Annotated in this window: 16 protein-coding genes; 4 read left to right on the plus strand and 12 right to left on the minus strand. The window is 56.4% G+C overall.

Annotation, left to right across the window (positions count from 1 at the left end):
- Positions 1-462: 462 nt before the first annotated feature.
- Positions 463-2,547 (plus strand): GumC family protein, encoded by a 2,085-nt coding sequence (locus tag ACR0DL_RS20495; protein ID WP_480691036.1) that lies wholly within the window; start codon positions 463-465, stop codon positions 2,545-2,547.
- A gap of 188 nt (positions 2,548-2,735) precedes the next feature.
- Positions 2,736-3,497, plus strand: coding sequence for a glycosyltransferase family 2 protein (locus ACR0DL_RS20500; protein WP_480691038.1), 762 nt, complete (start codon positions 2,736-2,738; stop codon positions 3,495-3,497).
- Positions 3,498-3,697: 200 nt separating this feature from the next.
- Here ACR0DL_RS20500 and ACR0DL_RS20505 read toward each other — a convergent pair whose 3' ends face one another.
- From ACR0DL_RS20505 to ACR0DL_RS20530, 6 genes are all read right to left on the minus strand, one after another.
- Positions 3,698-5,524, minus strand: a complete 1,827-nt coding sequence (locus ACR0DL_RS20505; RefSeq protein WP_170362750.1) for a BCCT family transporter — start codon at positions 5,522-5,524, stop codon at positions 3,698-3,700.
- Positions 5,525-5,644: 120 nt separating this feature from the next.
- Positions 5,645-6,652, minus strand: coding sequence for an Ldh family oxidoreductase (locus ACR0DL_RS20510; RefSeq protein WP_170352002.1), 1,008 nt, complete (start codon positions 6,650-6,652; stop codon positions 5,645-5,647).
- Between the two features lie 52 nt (positions 6,653-6,704).
- Positions 6,705-7,355: a DUF3726 domain-containing protein gene (locus ACR0DL_RS20515; protein ID WP_480691040.1), complete on the minus strand. Its 651-nt coding sequence runs from the start codon at positions 7,353-7,355 to the stop codon at positions 6,705-6,707.
- Entirely contained in the window at positions 7,352-9,043 is a 1,692-nt protein-coding gene (locus ACR0DL_RS20520; RefSeq protein WP_480691042.1) for a hypothetical protein, read from the minus strand. The genes ACR0DL_RS20515 and ACR0DL_RS20520 overlap by 4 nt, the downstream gene beginning before the upstream one ends.
- A gap of 14 nt (positions 9,044-9,057) precedes the next feature.
- Positions 9,058-10,035, minus strand: a complete 978-nt coding sequence (locus ACR0DL_RS20525) for a membrane dipeptidase (protein WP_480691044.1) — start codon at positions 10,033-10,035, stop codon at positions 9,058-9,060.
- A complete protein-coding gene (locus tag ACR0DL_RS20530; protein ID WP_480691046.1) occupies positions 10,035-11,486 on the minus strand; it encodes an aldehyde dehydrogenase family protein in 1,452 nt (483 codons plus the stop codon). Before ACR0DL_RS20530 ends, ACR0DL_RS20525 begins: the two co-directional genes overlap by 1 nt.
- Before the next feature lie 107 nt (positions 11,487-11,593).
- Here ACR0DL_RS20530 and ACR0DL_RS20535 point away from each other — a divergent pair, with 107 nt between their 5' ends.
- Positions 11,594-12,496 carry a LysR family transcriptional regulator gene (locus ACR0DL_RS20535; protein ID WP_480691048.1) on the plus strand — a complete coding sequence of 301 codons (903 nt, stop codon included), beginning with the start codon at positions 11,594-11,596 and terminating at the stop codon, positions 12,494-12,496.
- Positions 12,497-12,584: 88 nt separating this feature from the next.
- On the opposite strand, the gene ACR0DL_RS20540 is transcribed toward ACR0DL_RS20535, so the two are convergent.
- Entirely contained in the window at positions 12,585-13,145 is a 561-nt protein-coding gene (locus ACR0DL_RS20540) for an acyl-CoA dehydrogenase family protein (RefSeq protein ID WP_480691050.1), read from the minus strand.
- Positions 13,146-13,180: 35 nt separating this feature from the next.
- On the opposite strand from ACR0DL_RS20540, the gene ACR0DL_RS20545 reads away from it, so the two are divergent.
- Positions 13,181-13,297, plus strand: coding sequence for an MOSC domain-containing protein (locus ACR0DL_RS20545; protein WP_480691052.1), 117 nt, complete (start codon positions 13,181-13,183; stop codon positions 13,295-13,297).
- Positions 13,298-13,535: 238 nt separating this feature from the next.
- Here the strand turns inward: ACR0DL_RS20545 and ACR0DL_RS20550 are convergent, their stop codons facing one another.
- From ACR0DL_RS20550 to ACR0DL_RS20570, 5 genes are all read right to left on the minus strand, one after another.
- Entirely contained in the window at positions 13,536-14,528 is a 993-nt protein-coding gene (locus ACR0DL_RS20550; protein ID WP_170379806.1) for an MBL fold metallo-hydrolase, read from the minus strand.
- Positions 14,529-14,649: 121 nt separating this feature from the next.
- Positions 14,650-15,603, minus strand: a complete 954-nt coding sequence (locus tag ACR0DL_RS20555; RefSeq protein WP_254428645.1) for a LuxR C-terminal-related transcriptional regulator — start codon at positions 15,601-15,603, stop codon at positions 14,650-14,652.
- Between the two features lie 136 nt (positions 15,604-15,739).
- Positions 15,740-17,233, minus strand: a complete 1,494-nt coding sequence (locus ACR0DL_RS20560) for a mannitol dehydrogenase family protein (protein WP_480691054.1) — start codon at positions 17,231-17,233, stop codon at positions 15,740-15,742.
- Complete coding sequence (locus tag ACR0DL_RS20565) at positions 17,233-18,006, minus strand: L-iditol 2-dehydrogenase (RefSeq protein ID WP_170351962.1); 774 nt, start codon at positions 18,004-18,006, stop codon at positions 17,233-17,235. The genes ACR0DL_RS20560 and ACR0DL_RS20565 overlap by 1 nt, the downstream gene beginning before the upstream one ends.
- Entirely contained in the window at positions 18,003-19,007 is a 1,005-nt protein-coding gene (locus ACR0DL_RS20570; protein ID WP_480691056.1) for an ABC transporter ATP-binding protein, read from the minus strand. The genes ACR0DL_RS20565 and ACR0DL_RS20570 overlap by 4 nt, the downstream gene beginning before the upstream one ends.
- Position 19,008: the final 1 nt, after the last annotated feature.

Here is a 19,008-nt window from a genome sequence, read left to right on the forward strand (position 1 = left end):
GGATGAGATGCCAATTGCCCTCAGATTTCCGTAGCTGCGTGTTCAGAAACCCGGGCTTTGCGGGTACTCATTCTCACTTGATGCATGACGTTAGCATTCAGTCATGGGTTGAGACTTGATCGTTCTTCACCCGGAATAATTTTCTAAGATTATTGATTTTTAATTAGGCGACCGTACGGGTTGATCGGAAGTCATGCGCCCATAGTCAGATAAGGGGGAAGTGGCTAGAAGCCTGGTTTGAACCGACCCAAACAGCAGTCATGAAATGCAGGGGCAAGGTGGTTTTCACCGCGGCTTTTTGAACTGGCAGTTTGGCATACGGGCGGGCCTTTATTTATGCGCTGGAACCTTGTAGAGAGCGGCTTCAAACGCGTTTCGCGTGTATCCGGCATTTGGGATAAATTATTTGATATGAAGCAATCTCCAATACACGAAGCACAGTTCAATTCGAGCCGGTCACCAATGGGTGACGCGCCAGAAGATGACGTGGTCGATTTAGGAGTTTTGATAGGCACATTATGGCGTGGAAAGTGGATCATTGCCCTGGCCACCGCCATAGCCATTTTGATCGGAGGGTATTACGCCTTTGTCGTCGCCGTGCCACTATACAGGTCGACTGCGGTGGTCATGCTGGAAACCGATCAAGCCAGCGTGGTTGACCTTCAAAGCGTAGTGGGCGGTCTGGCCGGAGACACCGCTGAAGTCAATTCCGAATTGGAAGTGCTGCAGTCCCGCGGCCTGATAGGCAAGGTCGTGGACAAGCTGGACCTCGTTTCTGATCCCGAGTTCAATTCCGATCTTCTGCCGGACTCGGCACTCGATGGAGTCAAACAGTTCGTCAAATTAGTGCTTGGCGCCGGAAGCGACCCCGAGCAGGTGGCCGAGGAATTGACCCAGCAGAAAACCCGGGACAGCGTGATTACTGCCCTGCTCAAGAAGCTCTCGGTCAAAATCGTGCCGCAAAGCTTGGTGTTCGAAGTTACGGTCGAGACGGAATCGGCACGCAAGTCAGCTCTGATAGCCGACACGATCGTCGAACTATACGTACTGAACCAGATCGAGGTAAAGTTTGAGGCCACCGAACAGGCGACGGCGTGGCTGACCGACCGTGTGGCCGAGCTGCAAGTCGAATTGGAAACGGCTGAGGCAAAAGTCAGCGACTTCAATGGGACGACTGCGCTGATCTCACCCGAAGCTCTACAGTTGCAGGAAGTGCAATTGAAAGATCTTCGTGAACGTCGTGTATCTGCCGAGGCAACCCGTGTCACGGCACAGTCCCGGTATGACGCACTGTCTTCCGCAGACAACCGCGCGGCTCAGGCTGAAGCCAGCCAGGACCCGCAGTTGCAACGTCTTTTCACGCAAATCGAGGATTCCGGTACGGGCGAGACAGTCTTTGACACCGCTTTTCAACGCCTTCTCGCGCGCACAGCGCTTGAAGTGCGGCGGTCGACGCAGCAGGTTCAGGCCCTGACACAATCGGCAGAAGACCTTGGGCAAAAGATCGCGCAGCAGAATGCGGACCTGATTACGCTGCAGCAATTGGTGCGTGAGGCCGAAGCGGTTCGGCTGCTTTATGAGTATTTTCTGGCACGGCTGAAAGAGACATCGGCGCAGGAAGGGATTCAAAAGGCGGATAGTCGGCAATTGTCACGCGCCGTTATTCCCAGCATCCCGACTTCGCCCCGAAAATCCCGAATGCTAATGCTCTCGGCCATACTGGGCCTCATGCTGGGCGGCGGGTTCGTCTTGTTGGCTGAAGCGCGACGCAAAGGCTATCGCTCTGCGCAGGATTTGGAACGCAAGACCGGCTACAGCGTTTTGGGTCAGATCCCGATCTTTCCTGCACGCGGGCGCCGCAAGGTTCTGGAATATCTGGCCGACAAGCCGTCCTCTGCCACGGCCGAGGCGGTGCGCAACCTGAGAACTTCGCTGATGCTGTCCAACGTGGACCGCCCGCCACAAGTTGTGGTTATGACCTCATCGCTGCCGGGCGAGGGGAAGACGACAAATTCACTGGCGTTGGCCCAGAACTTTGTCGGTATCGGCAAAAAGGTCTTGCTGGTCGAAGGCGATATCCGACGCCTGACCATGACAGCGCAGCTCAAGGGCGCACCCCAAAAAGGGATCGTGTCGGTTCTGTCCGGGGACGCCACGCCACAAGAGGTCATCTTTCAGGACCCGTTGCTGAACTGCGATATTCTGGCTGGTGAAGAGACCTCGGTGAATGCGGCGGACCTATTTGCATCAGAACGGTTCAAGGTTTTTCTGGACGACATGCGCAAGCTCTATGACGTCATACTGATCGACACGCCGCCAACATTGCTGGTATCCGACGCACGCCTGATTGCACGCAATGCGGATGCGGTGCTGCTGACCATCAAGTGGAATGACACATCCGCGCAAGACATCACCGAGGCAATGCGCCTGTTCCACACCGATAATCAGCGCTTAACCGGTCTTATTCTGGGTCAGATCAATGTCCATAGCGCCAAGCATTACGGATATTCCTACGGAAGATATGCGTCCAAATATTACAGCGATTAAGGCTGTCAAAACGTCTTGGTTTAACGTGCGATTGACGTTTCAGTCGTTGCTGGCAGGACGGATCATTGCGGGGATGCAAAAAGGTAACCAGCCTCGCTTTCTGGTCGAACCTCAGCAAGGCTAAGTACGCTGCGGTTACGACGTTGTGAAAGATTGATATTCACGTTTGTTATTCTTTGGAATTATGCATGAAATTTTCTATCCTTACAGCAGTTTGGAACCGTGCGGCCACCCTTCCAGATGCCTTGCAAAGCCTGGATACACAAACCTACGACAACTACGAACATGTGGTTCAGGACGGAGGCTCTAGTGATGGCACGCTAGAGCTGCTCAATGCCCGAAACGATCCGCGTATGCGGCTGGTCAGTGAAACAGATCGGGGCCTTTACGACGCACTGAACCGCGCCACGGACCGAGCAACCGGTGATGTAGTCGGGTTGCTGCATTCTGATGACTTTTTTGCACATGCAGAGGTTTTGACTCGTGTTGCACAGGTCTTTGAGGAAACCGGCGCAGACGCGGTCTATGGTGATCTGGAATATGTGTCCGCGCGGGATACCAACAAGGTGGTGCGCCATTGGGTTTCTGGACCCTATGGCCCGCACAATCTGAAACGTGGATGGATGCCACCACATCCGAGCTTATTTATCAAACGCGATGTCATCACGCGGTGGGGTGGCTATGATGACAGCTTCCAGATCTCAGCAGATTATGACAGCATACTGCGTTATTTCGGCCAGGGCTGCATTTCAGCAGCCTATCTTCCGGAAGTTTTGGCCAAGATGCGCCTTGGCGGGGCCAGCAACGGCAGCGTCCGTCGAATTCTCAGGAAATCGACGGAAGATTATAAGGCAATCCGGCGCAATCAGGTTGGCGGTGCGCCCACTCTGATCATGAAAAACGCGCGGAAGGTGCCGCAGCTGTTTATGAATAAGCTGAGATCAAACTAGGCTTGCACAGCTCATGCTTCGGGGCGGGCAAAGTGATTTGGTTGACCACGTCTAGGTCCACGCGGGCGACCTACGCAGCCCTGTCGATACTGAACCCACCGCAAATTTACGATAGTTTCCAGACCCATAATAAGAGCTGGACAGACGCAAAAAAACGCCGCCCTAGGGGGCGGCGTTGCTGATTGGATTATTGGCTTAGGTTATTCAGCTGCCTGTGTTCCGGCGTCTTCGTGCCTGTCCCGCTGCCCGTCGCGATAAAGCGCCTTGGCCAGAGAAACACACATCAAACCCATCACCATAGTGAACGGCAGCGCACCGATGATCATCGCATTGCGCAATGCGTCCATCGGGTTGTTCTCACCCGCTGCCAAGATCAGCGCACCGATTACGGCGGTCAGAATCACACCCCAAATGATGCGATGTTTGACGCCGGTCTCCTGACTGCCACCCGACATGATTGTGTTCATCACCAAAATCCCGGAGTCCGCAGAGGTAACCAGGAAGGTCATGATCAGGATCACGCACATGACGTTCAGCATTGACAACAACCCACCGTCGATCATGTAAGACAAAGTCACGAACAGCTTGTTGGTGTTCGACGCCCCAATGATCGCGCCCTCGGCCGCGCCTGCCAGTTCCAGATCGATCGCGGTGCCGCCCAGGACTGTCATCCAGGCAAAGCACACCAATGCCGGTGCGAACACGCAACCCAGGATGAACTCGCGCACGGTACGACCCTTTGAGATGCGTGCTAGGAACAAGCCAACGAACGGCGAGAACGCGATCCACCAAGCCCAATAGAACGTGGTCCAGCCCGACTGCCAACCAAACTGACGGCCCTGTTCACCGGCGGCATAAGCTGCGGCCAGAGTTGCTTCGTCCAGTTCAGCTGCTGCACCTTCCAGACCGCTCTTGAAGCCGTCAAAGCTGCCCCAGGCGTTGGTAGCACCCCCCATCAGGTCTGCCGCATGGGCCTGTGCTTCTGCGGGCAGTGCTGCAGCAAAAGCTTCTGCCGACAGCGGCCCATAAGCGCCAAAGCTCAGCGAGAGGAAGTGGAAGATATAGTCGACCATCGCCGAACCATAGGTGGTCATTGCAAAGACAAACGAGCCGAACACCACAAAAGTTCCAAGCAGGATAATCGACAACACAAGGTTCAGGTTTGATAGATACTTAACCCCGCGGCCGACACCCGAAACCGCCGAAATGATCGAAAGTGCCATGATAACGACCAGACCCGCGATCAAGCCCACCTTGGATGGTGCCGGAACGTCTCCGCTCAGGTCCATTACCCATTGCATACCGGTGATTGCATAGACCCCGTCGATAAACTGGCTGACACCAAAACCAATGGTGACCGAAACACCCAGGATGGTCGCAACCACGCCCAAAACGTCAACCACATGACCAAGAAAACCGTTCATCAGCTTGCCGAACAGCGGCGTCAGCGCCGCGCGGATCGTCAGTGGCATGTTACGCGTATAGGCGTAGTAGGCCAAAGACAGGCCCGTCACCACATAGATCGCCCAGGCGTGAAAACCATAGTGCAGGAACGTATAGCGATAGGCCGATTGGATCGCCTCGGGTTCATTGCCCGGAACATCCCCGGCAACCACAACGGGGTTTGAGCCCCACAACCCCAACGGCTCGGCCGTTGCAAACACCATTAGGCCCACGCCAAGACCGGCCCCGAACATCATCGAGAACCACGAAAAGTTCGAAAACTCGGGCTTTTCTCCGGGTGTGCCCATGACACGCTTACCGGTGCCCGGAAGGATGGCCACCACCGCCAGAAACAAAAAGAAAAAGCCCACGATGATGACGTAAAAGCCGTTGAAACTCTCCAGCAATTTGCCGTTCCAGCTGCCCAGGGTGCCGTTGGCATTGGCCGGAAAGACCAAAGCCCAAAGCACCAAAGCAACCATGATCGCCTTGCTTATCAGCGCAATCGGGACGCTGTAGTTCTCATAAAAACCATCATCCGCGGTCTTTATTTCTAAGTCCGTAAACGGTTCCTTTATCGACATCTCTGTTCTCCCTTGTCGGTAAATGGCCTTATTATTTTTTGAAGTGCGCCATTCCCGCCAAATCTATAGGGGGTGCGCATATCAGTTTGTTATTCTCCGTCCGTTTATTGCCCTTTCGCGTCACAAAAGCGCACGGATCTTTTCAAGAAGGGCAGCGTTCACTGCGACACCTTCCTTTGCAGCCCCTTCTCTGTATGTCTTGCGACCGTCGCCTGGCAGGCGGGCACCGTCTTGCGAGCGGACCGACTCGATAAGAGCGGCCAGCTTGTCCTGAAACAGCCCGCCCGAAGTCGCCTGCGGGTCAATGGCAATAAAGAATTGACCGGTTTTTGGCGGGCCACCAGCCGTACCCGAGAATGGGCTGGCCACGGAACCCAACGTCGCACCCGCCATCGCGGCAGCCATTAGTTCGACGGTCAGGGCAATGCCGACACCCTTGTAACCGCCCGATGGCACCATCGAGCCTTTCAGGCCAGCCTCGGGGTCGGTGGTGGGTTGGCCATTGGCGTCCAGCACCCAGCCTTCGGGCACAGATTTGCCTTCGCGGGCGTGCTTCATCACCTCGCTCTTGGCAATTGTGCTGGCGGATTGATCGATCAGCAGCGCGGCATTGCCATCGGCATCGGGGGCGGAAATCGAAAATGGATTGGTGCCGACAACGGGTTTCGCGCCACCCGACGGGGCAATCGAGGCAGGGGCATTGGTAAATCCGATCCCAAGCAGCCCGGCCTGCGCCAACCGCTGTGTATGCACGCCCAGAACACCGCAATTATACGAGTTGTTGACAGCCAGAACTGCAACGCCTTGTTCGCGCGCCAGCGGGATCAGTTTCTCGAACCCCAAATCAATAGCACTATGGGCAAAGCCAGTGGCGGCATCCACTGTGACAACGGCAGGGCGAGGCTGTGTGACCACCGGTTTTGCAGTGCCGTCCACCTTGCCACATTCGACATGCTGAGCGTAGATCGGAATATAAGCCAACCCGTGTGACGCCACCCCATCCGCTTCGGTCATCGCAGTGGCGACCGCCAAAGGACGCGCGTTTTCCTCGGATGTTCCGGCTTTGACAAGCGCGCGAAAGGCCAGGTCTTCAATCTCGGACAGTGACAGGGTTTCAGTGGCGATCATCATATATTCCCGTTCGTAAGAGTTGTAAGCGCCCCGGTGCAGGAGCCGCATTTCAGTCGTTGTCGCTCAATCCCGCACCGGCGCCGCGCAAGCGGCTTTCCTCGGTTGCGGGGGCGAACGTGCGATGGGCAAAGGCGCTGAGCCTGTTCCAGTTTTCCTCTGACACATCGGCGCGTAGCACCGGTTCACGACGCCCGGTCATTTCGGCGGGCGCGGAAAAGACCAGCTTGTTTGCGTGGCGCGCCTCAAGCGCATCGGGCGTGGCTTTTACGCAAACCTGTCGTCCGTCGGTGGCCAAGCGGACCCCCTGCCATTCGGCAGAAACCGGCACGCCCAGACGCAACGCGGCACCGCCCATGAACGGCACTGCCAACAGGGGCAGGCTGACGTTCTCCATGGTGATCGATCCCCGATTCATCAGCCGCACGGCACAATCGCTCAGCGATGCCCCGGCGATCAGCGGACTCATACGCCGTGTGGGAGCATGCCATACTTCGGCGCTAAGAGAGACGGGCGACACGTCAATCGACGGAATATGGTCGTTCATTTCCAGCAGATCGGCCAACATCCCAGCCCCCGAGAACCCGAAAGCCGACAGCCAGCGCGTGCCTTTGGCCGCCTCTTCGGCCAGCCCCCATGACAGGCCGGCACCGCGCGCGGCGCGTTTGCTCATGGCTTCGATTTCATTCAACGAATGGCTCATGCCACGGCCTCTTCAAGTTCGGGGAATACCCAGAAATCGGCGTTTTCAGAAGCCAATTCGTAGGGCAGGGGAGCATTCCCATACATGCAGATCCGAACCCAGCGGTCCGAGCGAGGATCAAACTTGGTCGCGCCAAAGAAGGATAGCTTGCAGCGCAACATGTCGATCGGAAGTACTCGGTCCGAGATCGTATTGTCCCGAATTTCGGCATAGGGTGCGCGACCTACGATCTGGACCCGACGCAGGACGTGGCGGTGTTCAGGGTGGCGCAAAAGAAAATCCGCAACCTGTGCCTCGTCCGACCAATGAGCCAGAGCCTGATACAATAGTGCGGCATCTCGCCCGGGGGCCAGAGGCTGTTCATATTCTTCAATAGGTTCTTCAAAGCGTTCACCTAGGCGCGGTTCCAGCTTTTCCTCGGAAACATACCAAGCGCGAGCCTTGCTGGCCGGAGTGGTCCAATCTGTCTCGATCGCCCAGCCATAAATGTCCTTCAGCAGCGTCCGCAAATCGCCGATCTTCATCGCACCCGCTATCCGGAAGGTCGCGGTGTTATCTGCCGCCATACTTTCGGCAAACCCGTCTACTAGGTCCCCGTAAGGTTCCAGAATAAGCGAGGCAATCCATTCCTGCCCTTCCAGGGTCAGGTTCGTCTCGGCCCATGTGTAAAGCGTATCCCAGGGATAATCCGCATCAAGATTGGCACTGGCCAGATAGTCGGTAACCTTGGCGACATCCCCACGAAGGGCCGCCAGTTTCTCAATCTGGATCGGGTGTTCCGAATGCCAGGTTTCGACGATCTGCGTGTTGCGCGTCAGCATTTCCCGGAGCAGGGTGATTTCAGCCTCGGTCGCCTTTTTAACCGCACGGACGGCCTGAATAGCCCGTTCGCGTGCTGCCATCCAATTGTTGAACAGCACCGGGTGGTTCAACAGAAACGGCGCCATGCCCAGACCTGTCGAGTTGCCGATGCCAATCGAGCGGGCAATCCCTGGGTCCAGCCGCGCCGCGCGGGTTCCGTCTTTTGCCGCGCGGAGGTCTGCCATGTATTGCACTAGATCGGTCACAAACCAGCGCGTCAGATAGACCGACAACATCTCAACCTGGAAAGGCGCACGAAATTCGGGGCGGTCGGCGATCATCTCACGATCCGCAGCACCCAGTTTGCCCGAGCCGTAAACGGCTGTCGTGCGCATCAGGTAACCGACGTCTTCGATTTTCGCGACGGACGGCTGGCGTCCGCCAGCCAGTTCGCTGACGACATGCTCCCACAGGCGCACCGACCGGTTCGCGCGTGAGACCGATAGTTCTGTGCCAGTCACGCGCCCGGCTTCCTGAACCGGGATATTATGCGACAGGCGTTCGATGTCATCCGCAGTCGGCACACCATCGAACAATGTGAATGTGGCGTCCCAGGCTTCGGCAATCACCCGATCAGACCGTTTTTCAGGCGGCAGGTCATGGGCATAGGCGATCAACGAATATGACGCATCAGGCCCGTGCGCTGTATAAACAGCATGGCCGACGCCGTTTTCATCAATCTCGAAAGCAGTCTGCTCGAACCGCCAGTTTTCTCGGGCCAGACGCCGTGTCAAAACACGCATGAAGGATAGGCGCGATTGGTGCATCGATCCAAGGCGCGCAAGGCGCATCACCAGCTTAGGGTCGCGTTGGGAAACGTCAGTCATTCGGCCATGCCTCCTCAGTTTTCCGGCGGCCCGAAGTTGTCATTAAAGAAGCGATACCAGTTGCCTCCCATTATTCCGGCGATTTCGTCGGCGTTCAGGCCGGTCTTGCCCAAGCCATTCCTGATATTTCCAAAGTCACGATTGTCCCGGAACCAATCTGGCATGGGCGGGAAACCGGGGGCTGAGGCAGAGCCCTCACCATAGTCGATCTCTTTGGTCCAGCGACCGACGCGCATCCATTCCACGATGCTGTCGGGTTGATCCTGGCACAGGTCGGTGCCGATCCCCAAATGCTGAACGCCGTATTTGTCCGCAGTCCGCGCGATCATTTCGCAGAAACTCTCAAGCGTGCAGTCGGATTTGTCCTTGAGGTGATGAGGGTAGACCGAAAAGCCCAGCATCCCACCGTTTTCTGTTACGGTCCGAATAACCATGTCCCGCTTGTTGCGAAGGGCAGGCGACCACTCATGCGGATTGGCATGGGTGATGGCGATGGGACGTTCGGAAATCTCAGCCGCCTCGATGGTTGAACGATCTGCTGAATGGCTCATGTCCACCACAAGACCAACGCGGTTCATCTCTTTTATGACCTGCTTGCCCATACGGGTGATGCCGGTGTCTTCGGCCTCGTAACAGCCCGTCGCCAGCAATGACTGGTTATTATAGGTCAGCTGCATGAACCGCGCGCCCAGATCGTGCAGGATTTCGACCAGACCGATATCGTCTTCGATGGGCGAGGGGTTCTGGAAGCCAAAGAACACCGCCGTCCGCCCCGTTTCTCGGGCCACGTCAATGTCGCCGGCCCAGCGGCCTTTCATGATGAGGTCGGGGTATTTCTCGAACCAACGGTTCCATTTCTCAAAATTCAGAACCGTTTCGCGGAAGTTTTCGTGATAGGCGATGGTGACGTGGATCGCGTCCACGCCCCCTTCGCGCAATTGACGGAATATTTTCTCCGACCAGTTGGCGTATTGCAAGCAATCGATCAGCATCAATCCGGCTTTCCGGCGCTGATATAGGCGGTCTTGACCGTTGTGTAGAACTCAGCCGCGGCTTTGCCTTGTTCGCGCGGCCCGTACGAACTGTCGCCGCGGCCACCGAACGGCACATGATAATCAGTGCCTGCGGTGGGCAGGTTCACCGTGACAACGCCGGTGCGCGCGTTGCGGCGGAAATGCGTGGCCCGAGCCAGCGATTTGGTCACGACGCCCGAGGTCAGGCCGAAATTAGTGTCATTGACGACGCTCAGCGCTTCATCATAGCTGCCAACCTTGATGACGCTGGTCAGTGGCGCGAACATTTCTTCGCGGTTGATGCGCATATCGTTGCGCGTGTTCAGGAACACGCCGGGCGACATGTAAAAGCCTTCATGCGGCATATCCAAACGCTGCCCGCCACAAGCCAGTTCCGCGCCTTCGGATTTGCCCAGATCGACATAGGCCAAATTTTCAGCCAACTGCTGCTGGCTGACGACGGGGCCCATCTGAACCCCTTCCTCGAGCGCGTGGCCGACTTTCATCGCCTGCGCACCCGCAACCAGCTTTTCTACAAACGCGTCGTGAATGCCTGCGTGAACCACGAGGCGGGAGGAGGCCGTGCATTTTTGCCCTGTGCCACCGAACGCCCCGCCAAGGGCCAGTGTTACCGCCAGATCCAGATCGGCGTCGTCCATAACGGCCAGAGCGTTTTTCGATCCCATTTCCATCTGAACCTTGGTTAGGTTCTGGATGGCCGCCGCCGCGATACCCTTGCCGACCGGAACCGAACCGGTGAAAGAAATCGCATTGACCTTAGGGCTTTCGACAAGACGCTGACCGATTGATCGGCCCGATCCCATCACAAGACTGAACAGACCCTTAGGGATATCCTGACGATTGATGATCTCGGTCAGGGCCACCGCTGAGGCGGGCGTAATGTTGGCAGGTTTCCACACAACGGCGTTGCCATAACACAACGCCGGAGCGATTTTCCACGAAGCGGTTGCCGTGGGGAAGTTCCACGGGCTGATGATGGCGACAACGCCTACGGCCTCGCGGCGCACATCAACCTCGATGTCGGGACGTACTGAATCAGCGTTCTCACCAATCTGGCGCAGACATTCGGCAGCGTAATAGGTAAAGAACTGACCGGCGCGATAGACTTCGCCCTTGCCTTCGGCCAGAGGCTTGCCCTCTTCCCGGCTGAGCAGGGTGCCCAGCTCTTCGGCACGGGACATCAATTCGTTGCCGATGGCGTTCAGAACTGCCTGTTTGCGCTCAAGCCCAAAAGCCGCCCATTCGGCTTGTGCGACACGCGCCTGATCCAGCGTTGTCTCTAGCTGATCGGCGCTGGCCTGAGCAAACATACCAACCAAGTCGCTCAGATCAGATGGGTTGCGGTTTTCGATTTCGCTTTCACCTGCCAGCCACTCGCCAGCGATCAGGTTCTTTTGGATGTCAGCCATAGCTGTGTCGCCTCATTCAGAAAGTATCGATCAGGTATGGACCTCTTTGGGGTAATCAATCAAACTAAAATTATTGAACATTACTTCAGATAAGTTGAAATGATCGGATGACACTCAAAATCGAATTGCTTCGTGGCTTTGTCGCCGTCGCGCGTTGCGGCAACCTGACGGACGCGGCTTTGGTCCTGAAACGAACACCTTCTGCGGTGTCGATGATGATGAAACAGCTGGAAACCCATCTTGGGGAACCGCTGTTCGAAACGGACCGGAAAAACAAGCTCACTGCACTAGGAGAATTTGTTCTCGAACAATCAGAGCAGGAAGTTCAGCATTTCGACAATACTGTACGGGCCATCGAAAATTTCGCTGACGCCAGTTTGGGACATGTTCGAATTGCCACAGTACCATCAGTGGCTGGCACAATCATTCCGCAGGTTTTTGCCCGTAAAATAGACACATATGACAAAGTCCGGATCGACCTGCGCGATATGGATTCAAAATCGGTTTTGCATGAATTGTCACGCGGTCGAATTGATATCGGTATCGCAACACTGGGCGTCAACGGGTCCAATCTGCACAGCCAGCTTTTGCTGACCGACCGGTTCGGCGTTCTGGTTGCCCCAGATCATCCGTTGGCCACGGGCACCGGCCCCGTCAACTGGAAAGCGCTGGAAAATGAACGTCTGATCGCCAATAGCTTATCCGACGGCATTCCGGGTCCAGAATCCGAAAAGATACACGCCAGATCGCGTTTATCGGCCCATAACCTGACCTCCATTCTGGGGATGGTCAGGGCTGGTATTGGCGTGACTATCCTGCCTGAAATGGCCGCAATCTCTTCAGGTCCGAGCGACCTTGTGTTCCGTCCACTGGCCAATGAGACCTTAAAGCGCCACATTCATCTGTTGCGCAAAGCGGGATCGGCGCTGTCACCCGCCGCGCGCAAATTGGAGAAGGACATCCTTGAAACGGTCGAAGCTCTGACAACAGAGCATCTTTGTTTTCGATAAGAAAACGCCCCTGGTTAACGAAATTGGGTTTTCACCGCGCAACGTGTCGCCCAGGGGCGTTAACTCATTTCGGCCTCTGGCCTTTGCTTTACTTTGCCGCTTTTGCTGCGTTTCGGGCTGCGAGTTTTGGGTATCCGTCGCGCGTTTGCGGCAGGCGCATGCCCAGCACTTCGCCGGCGACCGTGTTGCGCAGGATCTGCGCGGTGCCGCCGCCGATCGAGAACATGCGGGTGTCACGATAGTAACGCTCCAGCGGGCGCTCGCGGGAATAGCCCTCGGCGCCGTGGTTCTGCAGCGCGTCATGAGTGACCTTTTTCGAGGTTTCTGAGCCATAGAGCTTGGCCTGTGCCGCCAGCATGGGCTCGGGGAAGCCGTTGCGCGTGCCCGGCGCGCTGAGCGCGGCCTGATACACGAAGTTGCGCATCGCGTTCACCTTGACCTGCATTTCCGCCAGCATCCACTGGATGCCCTGGAATTCGGCAATCGGGCGGCCGAACTGTTCGCGCACCTTGGCATAGCCCACGGCCGTCTCCAAAGCGCCTTGCGAGATCCTCTGACACACGGCGGCAGAGCCGACGCGCTGGGAATTATACGAGTCGATGATGCCCGCAAAGCCGCGCTTCCCGCCGCCTTCGGGCTTGATCGCCATGCTGGAAAGTCAGCGAATATACGCAGAATCGCAAGATGGCTTACCTGTTCGAGAAGACGTCCAGAACGGGTTGGTATTACCGGGTGATTGAAGAGGGCCAGGTATCCATCGGAGATGATATTTCGCTGATCGCACGGACACAGCCGAATTAGTCAATCGCGCGGCTGACGTCGGCCCGGTTGCTCAGAAAAGCGACCCGTGCCGAGGCCGAGGAATTGGCGGATGGTTGGAAAAGGGCGTTCAAGCGGATGGCGGCGGGTGAATACGACGAAGATGTTCAGCAACGGCTAAACGGCTGAAGGTGAATTCGCCCTGAGGCTACGTCAGCTTTACGTGAGTTTGTGGCAGGGCGGCCCGCGCGAAGGTAACCGCCCTACCGGCCTGCCTAGGTCAGGCTGTGTGTGCGTTGTGCCCAAAATACAGGAACTCGCGATCCATTCCGGCCACATCACCCGATTCGAGAGACAGGCTGGCCGAATCCAGCATCTTGTAGCTTTTCTGCGATTTCACCCATTCATCCGCATTCTGAAGCGTGGTCAGCGTATAGCTTGTGGTCTCGCTCAGGTAATGCGTTGGAATGACGATCTTGGGCTTCAGCTTTTCGACGATGTCGTTGCCTTGTTTATAGTCCAGAATGTGCTGCGACCCGTCGACGGGCAATGTCAGAACATCAACCTGGCCAATCGCATCCCAGAATTCCTGTGGCGGATCGTGCCGGTTGTCGCCCCAGATCAGTGTGCGGATGCCGCCGGTTTCAATCAGATAAACCACCATGTCCATGTGGCTGACATTGTCCGGCGGGCAGGCTTGAACTCCAAACTCGCCCAGTGCGTTGGTCCAGTCGTACCAGCCCGGCGCGCGGCACACGTGTTTGTCCGCAAAACCGGTGATCTTGATGTCGGCGAATTCAAAGTTCCCGACCATCCGGTCCAGAACCATGGTCGAAACCGGACGGTGAATGGCGTCATGGTCGAAATGCGTATGCGTGGACATGCAGATATCGACCGGCGTTTCCGGGAATTCATTCTTGAACCACAGACCCCACGCACCCGAAGGGTCATCGCGCCAGGGGTCGAACAGAACGGTGGCACCACCGGGTGATGTGATCTTGATGGCGCAGTGACCGTAATAGTCGATCCCGACGGTCCCATCCACGGATTGTCCCGTGGTTTTCTGCAATTCGATCACGCCGTTATTGTTGCCGGGTTGTGTCCAGTCGGTGGATTGCGCCTTGGCAGATGTCGTGGTCAGCAGCGAGGCCGCCCCACCAACACCGGCAGCACCCGCCGCCATAAAAAAGGATCGCCGCGACAGGCCCGGCGTCAACTCATCCTTGTCACCACGCAATACCGTTGGCTTAAGGTCCAGGTCATCTCTTTCCATTTTTGGTGTTCCCTGTTGTCTCTCGTTCCGGTCTTTGCCGGAACAGAAACAGGGTACCAAGCCGGTTTATTAAACAGTGCATCGAAAATCTACGGGGGAAACATGGGGGGATTCCCCATGTTCACTGGATCGACAACAGCAGGCTGCGCAGGTTCTTACCGCTGCGTTTCAATCCAAGCTTTGCGCGTATGTTGTTGCGGTGAAACTCGATCGTGCTGGGTTCGCGTGACAGCGTTCTCGCAATATCTTTGGTCGTCTGTCCCCGCATGATCAACTGTGCGATTTCCTGTTCGGTTGGTGTCAGGGATTCAAAGATCGTGGTCAGTTGCCCACTCATCTCAGAGGTGATGGATTTCAAGCTTTCTTCAGCAAGGTCCAGATAAATCCGACCGGCAGGGTCGCTGTCCATTCGGCCACGCAGCTTTGCCAGATGCGGAACCACCAACCCCTTTATCTGACTTAGAATCTTGGCATCATATTCCTGCCGCGAAGTTTCGACACTGCTCAGCAATACCCGCAACGCGGCATTTGCCTCTTCCAGATCTGCGGTCCGGTTGGCCACGCGCTGTTCCAGTTGATCCAGCGTGGCTTGCAATTCGGCCTCAAGCGCGGTGCGGCGGTCAATCTCAACCAGCAACGAAAGATCGGATTCTATGACCCTCGCGAATTCCTGCAGGCCCTCGCGGAACAGCATTGCGCGTTGGTTACGGCGCGAATCCAAAACGCAAATTGTTCCAAAAATCGTACCGTCGGGCCATTTGAGCGGATAGCCGATATAGAAACTCATCCCGTGTTCTAGGTCGTCATTGTCACACCATTCCGGGTCTTGGGTTGCATTTTCGACCGTCAGTTCGCCATCGCGTTTCAGAACGCCATAGCAATAAAGTTTCTCACTCAGGGTAAAACCGCATCCTACCTCATAGGGGTTGTTGTTACTTCTGCTTGTGACAAAAACAGAATGATGAGGCGCATGTGTCCGCATCACGAGACTTGCAGGGACATCGGCAACCCGGGCAATCAGATCGACGATCCGCTGCCATTTGGCGATGGTTTCCTGCGAAATTGTGGGTTTCAAGCCAACCTCCGAGCGCAACATAGGTTACCCGATGAAACCTATTTGCAGACATTGCCAGTAGTTTTGCCCGAATTTGCACGATATTCAAAATTTATCGCGAATATTTGACCTCGAAAGCCGAAAGCCAGCCACCGGATTACCCGAGGTATTGCGCAATTGCCGCCCGGCTTCCCCGTTGCCATATGGTCCTGAGCCATTGGGAAAACGCTGTTGCAAAACGTTCTTCCCGACCGATATCTCCGTAGAATTTGCTTTGTGCGATCCAGATCAAGGGGTCCGCTTTCGCGGCTAGAGCAGCGTCATGCAATTCGGTCCAAAAGGGGTCATTATCCGCGATTTCGCTTCCGTCTTCGCGAAGGCCCGCGCACATCCGGCACCAGAACGCCTCGGCCAGGGCGAGCCCGTTCACTGGCGATCCTGACGCCAGTGCGTCACGCAGCGACGGCAGCAAAAATCCGGGATGGCGGGACGAGCCGTCAAAGGCAACCCGGCGTGTTGTGTCGTGAATGGCAGTATTCGCAAAACGTCTCGCGACCAGTTCAAGATAGTCAGCAGGTGGTGTTCCAGGCACCGGCGCGACATTAGGTAATATACCCTCAGCCTGAACCTTTTTGAAAAAGGCTGTGATATCGTCATCCTGCATACAGTCTGCAATCGTCGGGACATTCAGTATTTCCCCAACATTCGCAAGCAGTTGATGGCCGCCATTCAGAACACGCAGCTTCATGGCCTCGTACGTATGTACATTGCGGGTCAGGGTCACACCAACCTTTTCAAGCGCGGGACGATCAGCGCAGAAATCATCCTCGATCACCCATTGGCGAAAATTCTCATGCGAAACCGGGGCGCGGTCTTCGATACCCAGGGCGCGGCATTGCGAGATCACCTGATGTGTTGTGGCCGGCACGATGCAATCCACCATCGAATTCGGAAATGCACCGTTCTGTTCGATCCAGTCGGCCAGATCAGGGTCAGACAACCGCGCCAATCCGACGATACAGTTACGCAGGATCGTTCCGTTGCCTTGCAGATTATCGCAGCTGAGCGCGGTAAAAGGTTTCAAGCCATGCGCTCGACGCTGCCCAAGCGCCGCAACGATGGCGCCGAAAGCTGTACAAGGTTGGTCAGGGTTTAGCGCATCGTGGCGGATATCTTGGTGGGAAGTGTCGAACGCCCCGGTATTGGCGTCCAGGAAATACCCCCCTTCGGTGATAGTCAGGGACACGATGCGGATCGCAGGATCGGACATTTGTTGGATCAACGGCGCGTTCCCGGGTTCGATCGGCAGATAGTCAATCATCGGGGCAATGATTTCAGCGGACATTCCGGATGGGTCAAGTTCGATCAGCGTTGTCAGACAATCCTGGTTGACCAGCTTTTCCCGCATTCCGGCATCATAAGCCCGAACCCCTGCGCCGATAATCGCCCAGTCCTTTGCCAGGCCCTGCTGCATCAAACGGTGGATGTACCAGGCCTGATGTGCGCGGTGGAAATTGCCAAGACCGATATGAACGATACCCGGTCGCAATTCAGCATGGCGATACGTTGGCCTTCTGACTGCTGTGGGCAAGTCCGTAAGGGCATTACGACCCAGCGGTACCGGAGATTTTGCGTTCGCCAGAGGATCCATTAGCTCATCCAGTTTCCGCCATCGACATTATAGGTTTGCGCGACGATGTATTTGGCCTCGTCCGAAGCCAGAAAAACGGCCATTCCGGTCAAATCTTCGGCGCGGCCCATACGGCCATAGGGAACAGCCGCCGCCACTTCGCGCTTTTTCTGCCCGGGGGCTTTGCCTTCGTGTTTGGCAAAGAACGCATCAACACCGTCCCAGTGTTCGCCGTCAACAACGCCCGGTGCGATGGCGTTCACGTTAATCCCGTGTTGGATCAGGTTCAGCCCTGCCGATTGCGTCAGCGAGATAATCGCCGCCTTGCTGGCGCAATAGACCGAAACCAGAGGTTCACCACGCCGTCCGGCCTGAGAGGCCATGTTTATGATGCGGCCTTTGACCCCGTGCGCGATCATGTGTCGTGCAACCGCCTGCATGGTGAACAGGGTTCCGGCGACGTTGATGTCAAAAACGCGGTTGAAATCGGCGCGCTCGATCTCGGTGATCGGGGCGGCAGTGAATATCGCGGCGTTGTTGATCAGAATGTCGATGGGTCCGAAATGCGCGAGTGTTTGCGCGACTGCTTGGTCGATGCTGGACTGGTTGGTTACGTCCATCTCGATGGCTAGCGCAGGATCACCGATTTCGGCTGCGGCCTTTCGCGCACGGGTAATGTCGACATCGGCAATCGCAACACGCGCGCCCTCGGCAACATAGGCTTTGGCAAAGGCTAGGCCGATACCACGCGCGGCCCCCGTAATTAGGGTTGTTTTGCCGGCCAAACGCGTCATTCGATGCGCAATCCCTGTGCGTCAAACCGATGAATGACATCTGCACGTGGGGCCAGATGGACACGATCTCCATGACGGAAGCCGACCTCTCCATCCGCGCGCACGGTGATGGTTTCGGCCAACCCGGTTTCGTGGATATGAAAGAAGGTGTCCGACCCCAGATGTTCGGATACGCCAACGACACCAGACCATGGCCCGTCGCTTTCGGATACCGTGATATGTTCAGGGCGCACACCAATGGTGTGGGCCCCGTGTTTCGCGGCCTCTTCACCCTCGATAAAATTCATTTTGGGCGAGCCGATGAAGCCTGCAACAAACAAATTGCGCGGAGTGCGGTACAGCTCTAGTGGGCTGCCGACCTGTTCGATGACACCGGCCTGAAGCACCACGATCTTATCGGCCATGGTCATCGCCTCGACCTGATCGTGAGTCACGTAGATCATTGTTGTGGCCAGACGTTCGTGCAACTCGCTGATCTCAAGCCGCATGCCCACCCGCAACGCCGCATCGAGATTGGACAGCGGTTCGTCGAACAGAAACGCCGCAGGTTCACGCACAATGGCGCGGCCAATGGCAACGCGCTGACGCTGCCCACCAGACAACTGGCCAGGTCGACGATCCAGATAGTCTGCAAGGTTCAGTACACCTGCAGCGCCTTCGACGCGCTTGTCGATTTCCGCCTTATCCAGTTTGGCCATGCGCAGCGGGAATGCGATATTCTTGCGCACCGTCATATGCGGGTACAGAGCGTAAGATTGGAACACCATCGCCAGGCCACGTTTGGCGGGGGGCACGTCAGTGGCATCTGCCCCGTCAATATCGATAGAGCCCGAGGTGATATCCTCCAACCCCGCGATCAAGCGCAGCAAGGTGGACTTGCCACACCCCGAAGGGCCGACAAAGACCGTGAACTCGCCGTCCTCGATGGTCAGATCCAGAGGCGGAATGACCTGCACGTCGCCGAAGCTTTTGGTCACGGATTTAAGTTGAATACGTCCCATA

Source organism: Ruegeria sp. BB5, assembly GCF_056539405.1.

Excerpts from the sequence above, each read along its gene's own strand:
- ACR0DL_RS20495 (WP_480691036.1), top strand. The coding sequence starts at position 463 with ATGGGTGACGCGCCAGAAGATGACGTGGTCGATTTAGGAGTTTTGATA.
- ACR0DL_RS20500 (WP_480691038.1), top strand. The coding sequence starts at position 2,736 with ATGAAATTTTCTATCCTTACAGCAGTTTGGAACCGTGCGGCCACCCTT.
- ACR0DL_RS20505 (WP_170362750.1), bottom strand. The coding sequence starts at position 5,524 with ATGTCGATAAAGGAACCGTTTACGGACTTAGAAATAAAGACCGCGGAT.
- ACR0DL_RS20510 (WP_170352002.1), bottom strand. The coding sequence starts at position 6,652 with ATGATCGCCACTGAAACCCTGTCACTGTCCGAGATTGAAGACCTGGCC.
- ACR0DL_RS20515 (WP_480691040.1), bottom strand. The coding sequence starts at position 7,355 with ATGAGCCATTCGTTGAATGAAATCGAAGCCATGAGCAAACGCGCCGCG.
- ACR0DL_RS20520 (WP_480691042.1), bottom strand. The coding sequence starts at position 9,043 with ATGACTGACGTTTCCCAACGCGACCCTAAGCTGGTGATGCGCCTTGCG.
- ACR0DL_RS20525 (WP_480691044.1), bottom strand. The coding sequence starts at position 10,035 with ATGCTGATCGATTGCTTGCAATACGCCAACTGGTCGGAGAAAATATTC.
- ACR0DL_RS20530 (WP_480691046.1), bottom strand. The coding sequence starts at position 11,486 with ATGGCTGACATCCAAAAGAACCTGATCGCTGGCGAGTGGCTGGCAGGT.
- ACR0DL_RS20535 (WP_480691048.1), top strand. The coding sequence starts at position 11,594 with ATGACACTCAAAATCGAATTGCTTCGTGGCTTTGTCGCCGTCGCGCGT.
- ACR0DL_RS20540 (WP_480691050.1), bottom strand. The coding sequence starts at position 13,145 with ATGGCGATCAAGCCCGAAGGCGGCGGGAAGCGCGGCTTTGCGGGCATC.
- ACR0DL_RS20545 (WP_480691052.1), top strand. The coding sequence starts at position 13,181 with ATGGCTTACCTGTTCGAGAAGACGTCCAGAACGGGTTGGTATTACCGG.
- ACR0DL_RS20550 (WP_170379806.1), bottom strand. The coding sequence starts at position 14,528 with ATGGAAAGAGATGACCTGGACCTTAAGCCAACGGTATTGCGTGGTGAC.
- ACR0DL_RS20560 (WP_480691054.1), bottom strand. The coding sequence starts at position 17,233 with ATGGATCCTCTGGCGAACGCAAAATCTCCGGTACCGCTGGGTCGTAAT.
- ACR0DL_RS20565 (WP_170351962.1), bottom strand. The coding sequence starts at position 18,006 with ATGACGCGTTTGGCCGGCAAAACAACCCTAATTACGGGGGCCGCGCGT.
- ACR0DL_RS20570 (WP_480691056.1), bottom strand. The coding sequence starts at position 19,007 with ATGGGACGTATTCAACTTAAATCCGTGACCAAAAGCTTCGGCGACGTG.